The sequence below is a fragment of the uncultured Ruminococcus sp. genome, from assembly GCF_934476685.1.
Classification (GTDB): domain Bacteria; phylum Bacillota; class Clostridia; order Oscillospirales; family Ruminococcaceae; genus Hominimerdicola.
Map to the genome: position 1 here is coordinate 29,833 of NZ_CAKSNX010000005.1, position 15,552 is coordinate 45,384.

The 15,552-nt window shown below is 46.9% G+C and carries 11 protein-coding genes; 6 read left to right on the top strand and 5 right to left on the bottom strand.

The genetic code is table 11. The features are described 5' to 3' along the window. The first annotated feature begins 13 nt into the window (after positions 1 to 13). From Q0E19_RS06895 to Q0E19_RS06905, 3 genes are all read left to right on the top strand, one after another. On the top strand, positions 14 to 1,132 hold the full coding sequence (locus Q0E19_RS06895; protein ID WP_294408406.1) for a hypothetical protein: 1,119 nt from the start codon (positions 14 to 16) through the stop codon (positions 1,130 to 1,132). Positions 1,133 to 1,317: 185 nt separating this feature from the next. After that, positions 1,318 to 3,069, top strand: a complete 1,752-nt coding sequence (locus tag Q0E19_RS06900; RefSeq protein ID WP_294408407.1) for a 1-deoxy-D-xylulose-5-phosphate synthase — start codon at positions 1,318 to 1,320, stop codon at positions 3,067 to 3,069. 41 nt (positions 3,070 to 3,110) lie between these two features. Further along, positions 3,111 to 3,494, top strand: coding sequence for a cupin domain-containing protein (locus Q0E19_RS06905; protein ID WP_294408408.1), 384 nt, complete (start codon positions 3,111 to 3,113; stop codon positions 3,492 to 3,494). A 151-nt stretch (positions 3,495 to 3,645) separates the two neighbouring features. Here the strand turns inward: Q0E19_RS06905 and Q0E19_RS06910 are convergent, their stop codons facing one another. Further along, positions 3,646 to 4,914: a hypothetical protein gene (locus tag Q0E19_RS06910; RefSeq protein ID WP_294408410.1), complete on the bottom strand. Its 1,269-nt coding sequence runs from the start codon at positions 4,912 to 4,914 to the stop codon at positions 3,646 to 3,648. A 307-nt stretch (positions 4,915 to 5,221) separates the two neighbouring features. Then, positions 5,222 to 5,860, bottom strand: coding sequence for a phosphoribosylanthranilate isomerase (locus Q0E19_RS06915; RefSeq protein ID WP_294408411.1), 639 nt, complete (start codon positions 5,858 to 5,860; stop codon positions 5,222 to 5,224). A gap of 446 nt (positions 5,861 to 6,306) precedes the next feature. Between Q0E19_RS06915 and Q0E19_RS06920 the strand changes: the two genes are divergently transcribed. Then, entirely contained in the window at positions 6,307 to 7,959 is a 1,653-nt protein-coding gene (locus Q0E19_RS06920) for a GGDEF domain-containing phosphodiesterase (RefSeq protein WP_294408413.1), read from the top strand. 320 nt (positions 7,960 to 8,279) lie between these two features. On the opposite strand, the gene Q0E19_RS06925 is transcribed toward Q0E19_RS06920, so the two are convergent. After that, positions 8,280 to 9,584, bottom strand: a complete 1,305-nt coding sequence (locus Q0E19_RS06925) for an alpha-amylase family glycosyl hydrolase (protein ID WP_294408414.1) — start codon at positions 9,582 to 9,584, stop codon at positions 8,280 to 8,282. Between the two features lie 356 nt (positions 9,585 to 9,940). Here Q0E19_RS06925 and Q0E19_RS06930 point away from each other — a divergent pair, with 356 nt between their 5' ends. Next, positions 9,941 to 11,008 carry an asparaginase domain-containing protein gene (locus tag Q0E19_RS06930; protein WP_294408415.1) on the top strand — a complete coding sequence of 356 codons (1,068 nt, stop codon included), beginning with the start codon at positions 9,941 to 9,943 and terminating at the stop codon, positions 11,006 to 11,008. A gap of 22 nt (positions 11,009 to 11,030) precedes the next feature. Beyond that, entirely contained in the window at positions 11,031 to 13,106 is a 2,076-nt protein-coding gene (locus Q0E19_RS06935) for a glycoside hydrolase family 3 C-terminal domain-containing protein (RefSeq protein ID WP_294408417.1), read from the top strand. 78 nt (positions 13,107 to 13,184) lie between these two features. On the opposite strand, the gene Q0E19_RS06940 is transcribed toward Q0E19_RS06935, so the two are convergent. Together Q0E19_RS06940 and cysS are read right to left on the bottom strand one after the other, a co-directional pair. After that, positions 13,185 to 14,045, bottom strand: coding sequence for a peptidylprolyl isomerase (locus Q0E19_RS06940; RefSeq protein ID WP_294408418.1), 861 nt, complete (start codon positions 14,043 to 14,045; stop codon positions 13,185 to 13,187). 74 nt (positions 14,046 to 14,119) lie between these two features. Beyond that, a complete protein-coding gene (gene cysS / locus Q0E19_RS06945; RefSeq protein ID WP_294408420.1) occupies positions 14,120 to 15,541 on the bottom strand; it encodes a cysteine--tRNA ligase in 1,422 nt (473 codons plus the stop codon). Between the last annotated feature and the right edge of the window lie 11 nt (positions 15,542 to 15,552).

Genomic DNA, 15,552 nt, shown 5'->3' on the forward strand with positions numbered 1-15,552 from the left:
GGGGATAACTTATATGAGATCAGACTTCAGACGCTCAAAAATTATGTGCCTTTGCCTTTGTCTGACCTGTGGGCTGTGTTTTTCCTCCTGCGGAGAAACCGGCAGCGGCGCAGCACAAAAACGGCATAGTTCCGACAGCCAAACCACCACCACCGTCACAGTCTCCGCTCCAGCCGAAAACTCACCCGAAAATGTGGGTACGCAGGCTGACCACCTTGGCATAAAGGACGATATCAGAGCCTTGTTCGGTCACGAACGAAAGTCCACCACCACTACCACGACTTTCACCACCACAACTACCAATGCAGCTGAGTATGAAAAAGAACTGCGCTCTATGTATACCCTCACCATGGACGATAACTTCGTCGTCACAAGGAGCGGCAGCATAGGCGATGACCTTATATGGAAAATAACCTTTAACGGTCAGACCGTCCTCGAACGCAATGCGGAGAGCGAACTTACTTTCAAGTACGACTGGTACGGCGCAGGGGATTATACCATTACCCTTACAAGCTTTATCAGCGGCGAGTACCGCCCTGTCAGCAATACAGTGGAGTACACCATCAGCTTGAAAGATACCCGTGTGTCACCAAACGAGGAGAGCATACTTAAACTGAAAAAGTCCCTTAAATCCATTTGCAGCAGGTCATATTCCTTCGACAGCGACGCCGATGATACTGTATACCTCGAAAAGCGTATGGGCGTAATATGCGACCCCAACCATGACGGATATATGGAGAGCATAGTTTTCTATGCAGGAACATCGAACAGCGGCAGCAATATCCAGCAGGTCTACTGCTCCGACCGCGATATCTTCCTCCCCGATTCCTATGACGATTCCCTTACCTACTATGTGTGGTTCGATGCCGATACAAAGCAGGATTACCTCTGCAAAGTGACAGTCAGCGGCTCTGAGACTACCGCCAAAGATGCCTTTACGGACGATATCCTGTGGTCAAAGTCCAATAAGAACGGCTGTACACTCTTTGGAAAACAGGTTTCCGCCGAGGAGCTTGAAAATCTAGGATTTTATGAGAACGCACTGACCTTCAATACCGATACCGAACCCGATAACGACAATGTATGGGTATCGAGGAATAATAAGCCTTCCTTTGAGGGAATGTATTCCTAATATAATAACAAATACTGCGGCGGCACTTTGATAAGTGCTGCCTTTTTTGCCGAATAATTTTGTAAACAAACTGTTAAAAGTGCATTTTTATCATTGACTTGGAGTAAACTCAAAGTGCTATAATATCAAACATAAAAGAAAGACAAAAAAAGAAAAAAAGCAAAAAAAATAACGGAGGTAATATTATGTACATTGAAAAGATCAACTCCCCAGCCGATGTAAAGGCGCTGAATATGACCGAACTTTCCGCCCTCGCAAGCGAAATGAGAACTGCGCTCATCAAAAAGCTCAGTATCCACGGCGGTCACTGCGGTCCGAATTTCGGTATGGTCGAAGCTATTATCGCACTCCACTATGTTTTCGATTCCCCAACAGATAAGATAGTTTTTGACGTTTCACATCAAAGCTACTGCCATAAAATGCTCACAGGCAGAAAGGACGCTTTCCTCTATGAGGATAAGTACGATGACGTTTCAGGCTACTCAAATCCGGAAGAAAGCGAGCATGACCACTTCACTATCGGTCATACCTCAACTTCCGTCAGCCTTGCCTCAGGTCTTGCCAAGGCGAGAGATCTTAACGGCGGCAAGGAAAATATAATCGCCGTTATCGGCGACGGCTCACTCAGCGGCGGCGAGGCTCTCGAAGGTCTTGACTTCGCAGGGGAGCAGGATACGAACTTCATCGTCGTTGTGAACGATAACGATATGTCTATCGCCGAAAACCACGGCGGTATGTATAAGAACCTCAGACTTCTGAGAGAAACTGACGGTAAGACAGAATGTAACCTCTTCAAAGCAATGGGACTTGACTACATTTTCGTCAAGGACGGCAACGACCTCTCACAGCTTATCGAGGCTTTCGGCAAGGTAAAGGATATTGACCACCCTGTCGTTGTCCATATCGTCACCGAAAAAGGCAAGGGTTATTCCTACGCTGAAAAGGATAAGGAATCATGGCATTGGCATATGCCTTTCGATATAGAAACAGGTGAAACTCCTGCGAACTATTTCGGCGGAGAAGATCTCGGCAGCATCACAGCAGAATATCTCCTCGACAAAATGAAAAAGGATAAGTCCGTCTGCGCCATAACCTCAGCAACCCCAACAGTTTTCGGCTTTACCCCCGATAAAAGAGCGGCTGCAGGCAAGCAGTTTGTTGATGTGGGTATCGCAGAGGAACACGCTGTTGCCCTTGCGTCAGGTATCGCAGCCAACGGCGGAAAGCCTTTCTACGGCGTTTACAGCACCTTTATCCAGAGAACATACGATCAGCTCTCGCAGGATATGTGCGTAAATTCAAGCGCCGTTACCATTGCGGTTTTCGCAGCGTCAGTCTACGGAATGAATGACGTTACTCACCTCGGCATCTACGATATCCCTATGATGTCAAATATCCCGAACCTCGTCTATATCGCCCCGACCACAAAGGAAGAATACCTCGCCGTACTCGACTGGGCAATGGATCAGAACGAACACCCGGTGGCAGTAAGAGTACCTGCTGCCTGCGTTTCAAGCGGCAAGGAAGTTACAAAAGATTTCAGCGTCCTCAATAAATACGAGGTAACTCAGCAGGGCAGCGGCACAGCGATAATCGCCCTCGGCTCATTCTACGATATGGGCGTTGAGGCTGCAAAGCTCATAGAGGAAAAGACAGGCGAAAAGCCCACTATCATCAACCCGTACTTCATCACAGGTATTGATGAAGAGCTGCTCTCATCTCTCAAAAAGGATCACAGCAAGGTCATCACCATCGAGGACGGTATCCTTGACGGCGGTTTCGGCGAAAAGATAGCACGTTTCTACGGCTCATCAGATGTAAAAACGCTCTGCTTCGGTCTTAAAAAGGAGTTCCTTGACCGTTACGATCCTGCCGACGTGCTCAGAGAAAATCACCTTACCCCTGAGCAGATAGCAGAAGACACAGCAGCGCTTTAATAATAGTATTAATAGTATTTTATTTAACGGAGAAATGCAAAATGGGCGAGCCAAACACAGGCTTTGCACAGTATTTCACAGGAAAGAGCTTCCTTAACCCTCTTACCGACCCTAAAAAGACCGTTTTCATCGCAAACGTTACCTTTGAGCCGTCATGCCGCAACAACTGGCATATCCACCACGCAAAGAGCGGCGGCGGGCAGCTCCTTATCTGCGTTGACGGCAGCGGCTGGTATCAGGAAGAGGGCAAGCCTGCACAGAGCCTTTCTGTCGGCGATGTAGTAACTATCCCCGCAGGCGTAAAGCACTGGCACGGCGCAAAGTACGACAGCTGGTTCAGCCACCTTGCAGTAGAATGCCCTGGTGAGGAAACCTCCAACGAGTGGCTCGAACCTGTTTCCGATGAGGAATACAGCAAGCTGTAAGATCTCACACGCATACATTTCTAATACCTCATTTTTATAAAAACGCTCCCGATATCGTACCAACACGTCGGGAGCGTCCTTTTTTACACAAAAATTCCCGACACTCATTTAAAGCGTCGGGAGTTTATATGCTATAAATTTTTATCAGTTATTAAAGATAAGCGCCGAATTCAACGTTCTCCTGATTGATGCTCTCGATCTCATCATTTATACCGCTGACGATCTCTCCCGCCTTGTTCTTCTCGTCGATAAGTACAAGAAGCTGCGCCTGCATATCCTCGATCTGCTTCTTCATAGTTTCTACCTTTGTGTTGCAGTCGAATGCATTGTTCTCAGCGTCAACCTTCTTTGACTTAAGTTCTTCGATCTTCTGATTGTTGATTGCGATCTGCTCCTGAGCAAACTGCTTCATTTTTTCCATAGGGCTCATTCCCGAATCCTCCTTTGAATCGTCGGCGTCCGCCGCTAATTTATCGAATCCTATATCCGGAATATCATCCGTAACAGGATCTGGTGTTTTTCCAAGCTCCTTGTCCAGTGCGTCAAGGCTTATCGGGTCGATAGAAGGCATCTCAGGGATCTCCTCATCAGCGGCAGCCGCAGCCTTTGGTGCAGCAGGCTGTGCAGGTATCTCTGCGTCATCAGGAACAAGCTTAACTTCATGAGCAGGCTCTTCCTTTGCCGACTCGCCCACGAGATCAACGTGTGCCGCAGGCTCTTCCTTGTCGAAAAGTGAAACAGGCTTGCTGTCCTCCGCAAGTCCATAGCTTGCCGAAACAGGCTTAGGATCGTCCCTCTTAGTATATGTCGGAGCGGCATATGCAGGCTTTACTGCTGCCGTATTATTTTCAAGTCCCGTAGCGAACTCGTTCGTCCTGCCGAATCCGTGCTTCTCAGGCTTTTCCGGCTCAGCCTTAGCCTCAGGCTCTTCCTGCTGCTTAGCGGCAAGCTCCTGACGGCGGAAATGTTCGTCCATTACCTCTGAAACCGCCTTTATCTCAGCCTTTTCACGGTTAAAGAACTCAGCCACGTCCGCAATAGATCTGCCCTTCTTGAGCATCTGTGCGATACCTGCAACAGATCTGTCCTCGAAACCGTTTTCATCCATATCAAGATTTATGCTCACCTTAGATGTATCAACGTGTTCCTCAGCCTTATCCTTCTTGCCCTTCTTGAAAAGGTCGCTGACGTTCATATTGAGAACGCTCTTCTTCGATGCCTTTTCCTTCTCCTCATTATCAGCAGGCTGCTGTATATCAGGCTGCACATAGCTCTGATACTCAGGGAAATATCTTTCGAGTATGCCTGCGATGTTTCCCTTCGGGATCTCCATTGTTCTCGCTATGGAGTCGATAGAGTATCCTTCCTTATATAAACGAACGATCTTTTCATTTGTGCTTTCGTCTTTTTTTCTTGCCAATGAAATCAGTCCTTCCAACCAGAAATTGAAACTACGATATGTGCCTTTTATATATGCTAATATGCTCCAAGAAATTTATGTAAAACGATTTCGCTTACCCAAAGCGCACTTATGCCATAAACTGTAATAAAGAGCATATAAACAGCGTCACATTCGTAACTAAATATATTATACAATATTTAATTTTAATTGTCAATATTAATAGTAGGATTCTCCAAAAAATATTATAAAAAAACTATTAATCGGTGTACGATTTATGACAAAATACTTATTTTTCACCAATAAATCAAATTTTCTAAAATTATTGTCATTTATCGGCAATTCTGACAAAGCGGCAGAAATCCCGTATTTTGTTGGGATCTTTGCCCGAACCTCCGTCAAATTCCACACCTGAGGACACATCTACGCCGTCAGGATGTACAATTTTCACAGCCTCTATAACGTTTTCAGGAGAAAGTCCCCCTGCCAGCAGGAACATTCTGCCCTTTGTATCTATATTTTCCAGCAGCGACCAGTCGAAAGTCTTTCCGCTGCCGTGATCCGCAGCGTCGAACACATATCCCGCTATCTTTTCACAGCCGTTCCATCGCCCTATCTCCCCCAGATCACTTACGTTGAAAGCCTTTAGTATCGGCAGCGGCGAATTTTCCATTACCTCCTCCGTCAGCTCACCGTGTATCTGAACGTAGTCGAAACCGATATCGGCTATCTTCCTCACCTGTTCAGCCGTCGGGGAAACCACCACAGCCGTCTTTTTAATGTCCGAGCCGTCCCCAAGCACCTTCACAAGCTCCTTCGCCGTTTCCTCATCAATGCATCGGCGGCTCTTCGGGAAAAACATCACCATTCCCGCAAAGTCAACACCGTTTTCTATAAGGTATCCGACCTCTTCCCTGTTTCTTATGCCGCATATTTTTATCAGCGTGCGCCCTCTATTTTCTGTCACGAACCTCATTCCCTTCCGTTTTCATATTTCTCACAAAAATTATATCACTTCTCAGGCAAAATTTCAATATTTTTTTCTGTTGATCGCTATCTGAACGTCAATTTTCGACATTTGTGAACTTTATATTAACCACATCAGCTTTATCTTCCCCAATATCATATTACTAAAACGTTTGATTGTTAATAACCATTGAGAAAATTAACATTTCATCATATTTAGTCCACACTTTCGCAAACCTGCCTATTTTCCGCCTTTTCTATTTGTAAGATAAGTACAATAAACGTTTTCGTTAACCTGTTTATATGTGTAAACTTTAGAAAATTTAACTTAACTATTGATTTTTGCTAAAAGATATAATATAATGATAAATGTAAACGAAAGAACAAAACTCGGTGTCTATCCAATACCTAGGTCGACATTTTTCGCTGCTTGGGGGGCGACTTAATATGACTGAAAAAATCATCAATATCAAAACGGTCTGTGAACAGCTTATGGGGCTTGAAAGCTGCGATAAAAGGACTGTCAGCGAGGTTTTCTCGCCTGCCGCAGAACAGTACGGCATCGTCTGCGCTGCTGCTTTTCTTAACGACAAAAGGACGAATAAAGATCAGACGTTCTTTTTCTATTCCGATACTATCCCCGACGGCTTGCAGTCCGTCGAGTATTCACTTGATATAGACAATGAAAAAAATATGTGTGCAAAACTGTATCTTGACGAAAACGTTATATTAAATGAAAACGATGTCAGCGATATCAAATTTCTCTGCTGCACCTGCTGTTCGACTGCCATACGCTTTTATCTCGCCGATATGGTCGATCACTATCACCATTACGACAAAGCAACAGGTCTGTATAATCTCAACGCACTTGAAAAGTTCTGCCATAGGATATCTGCCGCTGGAAAAGCTGACCAGTACACCGCATTTTTTTTCAATATCATCAGCTTCAACTATGTGAACCGCAAAGCAGGCTATAAGTACGGCACAGAAATGCTCCGCCAGTACGGCTCAAAGCTTGTCGAATTTGCAGGCAGCGACGGCATTATCGTAAGAATAGGCGGCGATAACTTCGGCGCATTTATCCCGAACGTAAAGGTGGACGAGTTCCTTAAAAGGCTCGACCGCACCGATATCACCGTCAACACCGAGGCAGGAAAGCTCACTTTCTCCCTCAGTGCCAGAGCAGGTATCTATCATATAGACGAGCCGAACAAGGATTTCGGTATGATAATGAACTATATCTCTGCCACAGCCAACTACGCAAAGAACTTTTCACGCACTCCCCTTGTCACATACACCCCTCAGATCGAAGAAGAATTCATTGCGAGAAAGGAATATACCCAGCGTTTCGCAAGGTCACTTGAAAACGGCGACTTCTATGTGCTTTATCAGCCGAAAGTCTTTACGGACGGCAACAGTATCTACGGCGGCGAGGCACTTGTAAGGTGGGTATATGACGGACAGACTATCTCCCCTGCGGAATTTGTTCCCGTGCTTGAAAAGGAACATCTTATCTGTGCGCTGGATTATTTCGTACTTGAAAAGACCTGTCAGACTATCCGTGAGTGGATAGATCAGGGAATCACTCCTGCAAAAATTTCCGTAAACTTCTCCAACGAGCATCTCTATGAAGATGACCTTGTGGAAAGGATAACCGAAATAACCGACAGATACGGCATAGATCATAAATATCTGGAAATGGAACTGACCGAAACAGTCGATCCCGAAAGTTCCTCACGTCTGAAAAAATACGTTGACGGACTCCACGCAAACGGCTTTACCGTAGCGCTGGACGATTTCGGCACAGGCTATTCCTCACTCCAGCTGCTCAACTTTGTGAACGTTGACGTGCTGAAAATAGATAAGTCCTTTGTAAACGAGCTTAGCGACGATACAAAGAACCGAGAGAACATCATTCTGCGCAACATCATCAATATGGCAGTAGAACTTGGCATAGAGATAGTAGCCGAGGGCGTCGAGAACAACGAGCAGAAAGTAAACCTTGAAAATCTGCGGTGCAACCGCATACAGGGATATATATACGACAAACCCCTTGCAGCCAACGAATTTGCAAAAAGGCTGAAAGCGAAAATATACTGAAAATAACAATGCGGTGCAGAATTTCCCTCTGCACCGCATATTTTGTTTGTGATTATGTGAAATTTCAGTCAACTGACATAATGCGAGTTTGCAATTAGCTGACATTATGCGAATTTGCAATCAACTGGCGACCACAGGTCGCCCCTACGCAAACGTTGAGAAAAAAAACACATAAGACCTCATCAAAGTCGGTTTCAGTAAAAGCCATATCTCTGTTTCTTCCGAGCGCAAAGTAACAGCCCCGACCGCCGACAGCGAGCTTGCCGAGCGTCCCGAATTACCCCGACCGGTGAGGTCGCCCGTCCGGCGAGGACCGAGGGCTAAAGTTTCCAGACTTCTACTGAGTATGGTTTGAGTTCGCTGCCGCCGCCAAAATCGTGCATCGTGCCTGTCAGCAGCTCCTCCGCCCTGCCGCATCTTGCGTCAAAATGCGCAGTGTATGGCTGATCGTCCGCATTTATCGCTACCATTATCCTCTCTCCGTCACAGCAGCGCTCAATTATGCACTGCTTGTTCGTGAGAACAGGCACCGACAAACTTCCGTAGCAAAGTGCCTTGCTGTTCTTGTGTATCTCCGCAAGCTTGGATATAAGCTCAGTCAGCTCGTTCCACTCAGGCTTCTCAAAAGATACCCTCAGCGCAGGATCTCCCTCACTCTTGCTCGCCTTTGTTCCCCACTCCGAACCGTAGTATACGCAAGGCATACCCGGCATCGCAAAAAGCAGACCGTATATCAGCGGCAAATGCTTTTCATTTGTCAGCTGGCTCGCAATTCTCGAAACATCATGGTTATCCACAAAGCAAAGCAGGTGCTTTCCCCTGTACCTGCACCAGTCCTCAGGTCCAAACTGATTTTTCAGCGAGTGACATATCTCGAACATATTCATCGAGTTAAAGCTGGAATAAAGTCCCTTGTAACATTCGTAGTTCGTGCATGAGTGCAGCATTTCATCATTTACCCAGCGACCGTAATCACCGTGAAGAAGTTCGCCGATAAGCACAAAATCTTCCTTTACCCAGTTTGCGTGCTGCCTTAAACGCTTTAGGAAATCAAAACTCAGACAGTATGCAACGTCAAGACGCAGACCGTCAATGTCAAACTCTCTCACCCACTTCGTCACATTTTCAAGTATGTGATCCACTACCGCAGGATTGTTCAGATTGAGCTTTACAAGATCATAGTGACCTTCCCAGCCCTCGTACCATAAACCGTCATTGTAGTCGCTGTTTCCGCCGAAATTGATGTTGAACCAGTCCTTGTAAGGCGAGTTCTCCCTGTTTTTCAGTACGTCCTGAAATGCCCAGAAACCTCTGCCCACATGGTTGAATACACCGTCAATGACCACCTTTATGCCCGCCTCGTGCAAAGCCTTTACGACCTCTGCAAAATCCTCGTTCGTGCCAAGACGGCAGTCTATCTTGCCGTAATCCCTCGTGTTGTATCCGTGCGTGTCCGATTCAAATACAGGCGAGAAGTATATCGCATTCGCACCCAACTTCTGAATGTGCGGTATCCACTCCTTGACCTTCAGTATCCTGCTCTCCTGAACACCGTCATTCTCAAAAGGCGCACCGCAGAAACCTAATGGATATATCTGATAAAAAACGCTTTCGTAAGCCCACATGATAATTTATTCATCCTTTCCAAAACAAAAAACTGCGAAGTGACATTGGTATGTTCCGCAATACCGCAAAACAGCGGTGTTTCCGCCGCCGTTTTGCAATATTCCTTATAAAACTTTCAATACCGTCTTCTGTCCACTTCAATACTGCCTTATTATTATATCAAATTTTCTTCTTATACTCAATTCTCATTTTAAATCAATATTTCGCAAACTTTTGTGCATCTTGCACAACTATTGACAAAAGCAAACTGTTGTGATATTATATTTATAACAAATAAAATATGTTCGTAAAGGTATATCATTCCACCATTGCGGCAATATTTATAATGTATCCAACTATGCAGGGAGGCGTATCTATGGAAAAAAACATAAAAAATATAGAAAACCTAGAAAAACCAACTAACAGCAGCACACCTTCAAAAAAAATACTCGTGCTTTTCACAGGCGGCACTATCGGCAGTACCCTCAGCAGTGACGGCATAATCAGCGTCGCAGGGGACGGACGTTTCGAGCTTATCGCCGCCTACCGCAAAGCCTTCGGCAGCGATGTCAGCTTTGAGTGCAGACAGATACTTAATATCCTCAGCGAAAATATGCTCCCTGCCTGTTGGGAAAGAATTATCGAGATATTGTCAAACGTCGATACCTCCAACTATGCAGGCATTATCCTCACCCACGGCAGCGACACCCTCGCCTATACCTCCGCCCTGCTGGGAATGTATTTCCGCCATATAGATATCCCTCTGTATATCATAGCCGCCAATAAACCCATCGGTTCAGCAGGCAGCAACGGACTTTACAACTTCTCCTGCGCCGTAAAAAATATCCTTGAAAATAAGTACGCAGGCGTTTTCACCCTCTATGAAAAGGTCTATATCTCCACAAGACTTCTCCCCGCTGATACCTGCCTCGACAGGTTCACAGCCTACGGCGAAGACCCCCACGCAGACTTCACCGTCCATAAAGGCATAAACGAAAAATGGCTCAAACAGCCCAAAGAAAAACTCTTCCGCAACCCCCTGAAATTCGAGAAAAATATAATGAAAATAGACGGCTACCCGTCTATGGATTTTTCAAATTACAGCCTCGACGGAAAGCCTGCCGCAGTGCTTTTTTCCCCATACCACAGCGGCACAGCCTGCACCGAAACGAAATTCGGCGATAACTATTCGTTCTGCCGCTTTATCGAAAAATGCCTTGTCAACGATATAAGAGTCTATATCTGCGGCATAAAAAAAGACCGGCCTATGTACGATACCCTCAGCAAAATTATCAAAACAGGCTGTATACCAATGTATTCCATAAGCGACGTGGCAGCCTATATGAAACTTCTCATCGCATATAATCAAAAAGAATATTACCCCTCGGAGGTTTTGAAGAAAAATCTCTACTTTGAAATAGTGGGCGAAAAAATATCACAATAATACAAAAAAAGGAGCAATCACAATGAAAAAATATCTTGACATATCCCTCTCAGCGCAGGAAAGAGCCGAGGCTCTTGTAAGCGAAATGACTATCGAGGAAGCCGCCTCACAGCTGAGATATGACGCACCGGCTGTCGAGCGTCTTTCCATTCCCGCATATAACTGGTGGAACGAGGGCATACACGGACTTGCCCGCAGCGGAACAGCCACAATGTTCCCGCAGGCTATCGGTCTTGCCGCAATGTTCGACACCGACCTTGTAAACAAAGCCGCAGAAGTCACCTCCACCGAGGCGAGAGCAAAATACAACGAGTATTCAAAGCGTGGCGACAGGGATATATACAAAGGCCTTACCCTATGGGCGCCAAATATAAATATCTTCCGTGACCCACGCTGGGGCAGAGGTCATGAAACCTACGGCGAAGACCCCTACCTTACCTCAGAGTGCGGAAAAGCCTATGTAAAAGGACTTCAAGGCACATCATCGACCCTGAGAACAGCCGCCTGCGCAAAGCATTTTGCTGTACACAGCGGCCCCGAATCCCTCCGCCATGAGTTCAACGCCGAGGCAAGTCCCAAAGATCTGGAAGAAACCTACCTCTATGCCTTTGAAGAGCTTGTGAAGAACGCAAAGGTCGAAAGCGTTATGGGCGCATACAACCGTGTGAACGGCGAACCCTCCTGCGCAAGCGAGTTTCTTATGAAAAAGCTGAAAGAGTGGGATTTTGACGGCTATTTCGTTTCCGACTGCTGGGCGATAAGGGATTTCCACGAGCATCATATGGTGACCTCCTCCCCCGTCGAGTCGGCGGCAATGGCGCTCAAAGCAGGCTGCGATGTGAACTGCGGCTGTACATATGTCCACCTGCTTTCCGCACTGGAAAAAGGTCTTGTGACCGAAGATGATATCCGCCGTGCCTGCGTTCATCTTATGCGAACACGCATAAGACTGGGTATGTTCGATAAGTCCACCGAGTATGACGCTGTCCCCTATACCGAGGTCTGCGCCCCACAAAATAAAGCGCTTTCCCTCGCCTGTGCGGAAAGGTCAATGGTCCTGCTCCAGAACAACGGCATTCTCCCCCTCAACGAGAACAGCATAAAGACCCTCGCCGTCATAGGACCGAATGCAGACAGCCGAGCCGCCCTAGAGGGCAACTATAACGGCACAGCCGACAGATATGTGACCTTCCTCGAAGGTATCGAGGACAGATTTAAGGGACGTGTCCTCTACGCAGAAGGCTGTCACCTCTACAAAGACAGAGTTTCGGGACTTGCGCAGGCAGGCGACCGCTATGCCGAAGCCGAAGCAGCCGCCGCAAACTCCGACGCAGTTATCCTCTGCGTGGGACTTGACGCAACTATCGAGGGCGAAGAGGGCGACACAGGCAACGAGTTTTCGTCGGGAGATAAAAACGGACTTCTTCTCCCCGAAAGCCAGCGCACCCTTATAAAGCGTGTAATGGCAGTGGGCAAACCTGTTGTCATAGTCTGCGCCGCAGGAAGTTCGATCAATACCGAATGTACCCCCGATGCACTCCTCCATGTGTGGTATGCAGGTGCAGAGGGCGGAAAGGCTCTTGCGGAAATACTTTTCGGCGATATCTCCCCCTCTGGCAAGCTCCCCGTTACATTCTATGAGAATACCGACCTTCTCCCCGACTTCACCGACTATTCAATGAAAGACCGAACCTACCGATACACAGACCGCAATATCCTCTACCCATTCGGCTACGGTCTGACCTACGGCGCAGTCAAGGTCACAGATATCTCATTCGCAAATGACAAGTTCTCCGTCACAGTCCATAACAGCGGCTCAGCCACCGAGGACGTTGTACAGCTGTACATAACGGATAATACCGAAAACTCCACACCGTTCCCAAGCCTCTGCGGTTTTAAACGTATCACCCTAGGCGAAAATGAGGAGCAGACCGTTGAAATACCTATCTCCCCGAAAGCCTTTACCTCCGTTTCCGAAACAGGTGAGCGCCGCAGATACAGCAGTGAATTTACCGTCTATGCCTCAACTCACCAGCCCGACCCCATCAGCTGTAAACTCAGCGGCTCAGATTTCGTTCAGCTGAATATCAAAATATAGTACAGCGTACATCAACACACAAAGACCGCCTGCACACTCCATGCAGACGGTCTTTGTTATATTCGCTTATTTTATCCTTTAATTTTCCTGCGAGCTTTCCGTGTCCGTATCCACAGCACTTTCCGCCGGAACTACGCTCGCCGTAAAGAACTCATCGTTCCTGTTCTCGCCGTAGGTGGACATATACACCTTGTCGAAAGTTATCTTTGACTTCGGCGTAAGATTTTCCGAGTTCACAACGTCCGCCGAGCATATCTCGTCATAAACGTCATAGCCGTCATATATCTGTCCGAAAATAGTGTACTGCTGAGCAAAATTTGGTATTCCGCCCTTTTCCTTAAAGGTTTCCACCAGCTCGTCATTTCCCCCTGCGGAATCAAGTTCCTCCACAAATTCGTCCGTAAATTCCACAGTGTCCACGAAAAGCATTCTGCTTCCCGACATGACCTTCTGATTGAACACCGTTCCGCCCTTGTCGCCGTATGAGATGAGCGCACCTCTGAACGGCCAAAGGTCAGGCGTTATCTCAGGGTCGATAGTTTCCTTGTTTGTGTCGTCCGTGTCCGTTCCGTTCTCCGATTTCGAGCCGCCCATAAAGTAAACTCCGTCCTGCACAGCGAACACATATGTGCCGTCATAATATCCCGAATCCACAAGTTCTCTGAAATACTTTGCAGTTTTCGGCGCTTCGTCCTCGTAAATGACCGCCTTGAACGTTCCCTTTGAAGTTTCAAACACCGCTACCGCCGCATCGTCCGACGGCAGATCATACTGTATAACCTTAACGTCCTCAGAATTTAGCTTTGCGGAATTTGACCTGCCTTGACAAGCGTAGAACAGCGCAAATACAAGAACAAAACATACAGCTATCATCGAAAACTGAAAATATGTGCGGAAACGCTTTCCCTTGTTCCTGTCGATATAATTCGTTTCTTTCATTTTTACTATCTTTTTCCTCTCTATTGCAACAAAGCTGTATTTATAACAAAGCTGTATTTACAGCAAAGTTATGTTTATAACTTTGTTATCTCCGTACCCTGTCTTGTTTCCTTTACGGAATATCCGAGAGCAGCTATCTCGTCACGCAGTCTGTCTGCCTCAGCGAAATCCTTTGCCTTTCTTGCCGCCTGTCTTTTCTCCACCAGAGCCGTTACCTCCGCAGGGATATCCGCCGCATTCTTCTCTTCCTCCGCCGCAAGCGCCTCAGCCGACTTCACAAGATCAAGTGAAAGCACCCTGTCGAAATCATTGATGAGCGCAAGCTTAGTTGCCGCATTGACATCAGCCTTCAGCACGTCATAAAGAGCAGTTATAGCATTTGAAGTGTTTATATCCTCGTCCATAGCCGCAGTGAAAAGACCTTTCAGCCTGTCGAACTCAGCCTGCTCAACTTCGCCCTTGTCAGCCGCCTTTACAAGCTGCGCTACCCTTGCCACAAGCTTGTCATAAGCCGTCTTTGCGTTGTCGAGATTTTCATATGTGAATACGAGCGACTTTCTGTAATGTGACTGCAAGCAGAAAAATCTGTAAACCAGCGGAGCATAATTCTTGCTCTCCAGCAGTGAGACCGTAAGGAACTCGCCCTTTGACTTCGACATCTTTCCGCTGTTGGTGTTAAGATGATGAACGTGGAACCAGTAGTTGCACCACTTGTGTCCGAGGTAAGCCTCCGACTGCGCAATCTCGTTGGTGTGGTGCGGGAAAATGTTGTCCACACCGCCGCAGTGTATGTCAAGATACTCGCCGAGGTTCTTCATCGAAATGCATGAGCATTCAATGTGCCAGCCCGGATAACCCACGCCCCAAGGCGACTCCCATTTAAGCTCCTGCGAATCAAACTTCGATTTTGTGAACCACAGTACAAAGTCCGCCTTGTTCCTCTTGTTTGAGTCCTCCTCAACGCCCTCACGAACGCCGACTTCAAGGTCCTCTTCATTGAAGTTGTGGAAAACATAGTAGTCCTCCAGTTTTGAAGTGTCGAAATAAATGTTTCCGCCTGCCTCATAAGCGTATCCCTTTTCGATAAGCGCAGAAATGACCTTGATGAAATCGTCTATGCACTCCGTCGCAGGCGCAACCACGTCAGGACGCTTGATGTTGAGCTTTCTGCAGTCCTCAAAGAAAGCGTCAGTGTAGAACTTTGCTATCTCCATGACCGTCTTATGCTCACGCTTTGCACCCTTTAACATCTTGTCGTCGCCCGTGTCGCCGTCGGAAGTAAGGTGTCCTACGTCCGTGATGTTCATTACTCTCTTCACATCATATCCCACATATCGGAGGTACTTTTCAAGCACGTCCTCCATTATATAACTTCTGAGGTTTCCGATGTGTGCAAAGTGATATACCGTCGGACCGCAGGTGTACATTGCCACCTTGCCCGCCTCGTTCGGCACAAATTCCTCGACCTTATGTGTGAGCGTATTGTAAATGTTCATAGCTTTTTACC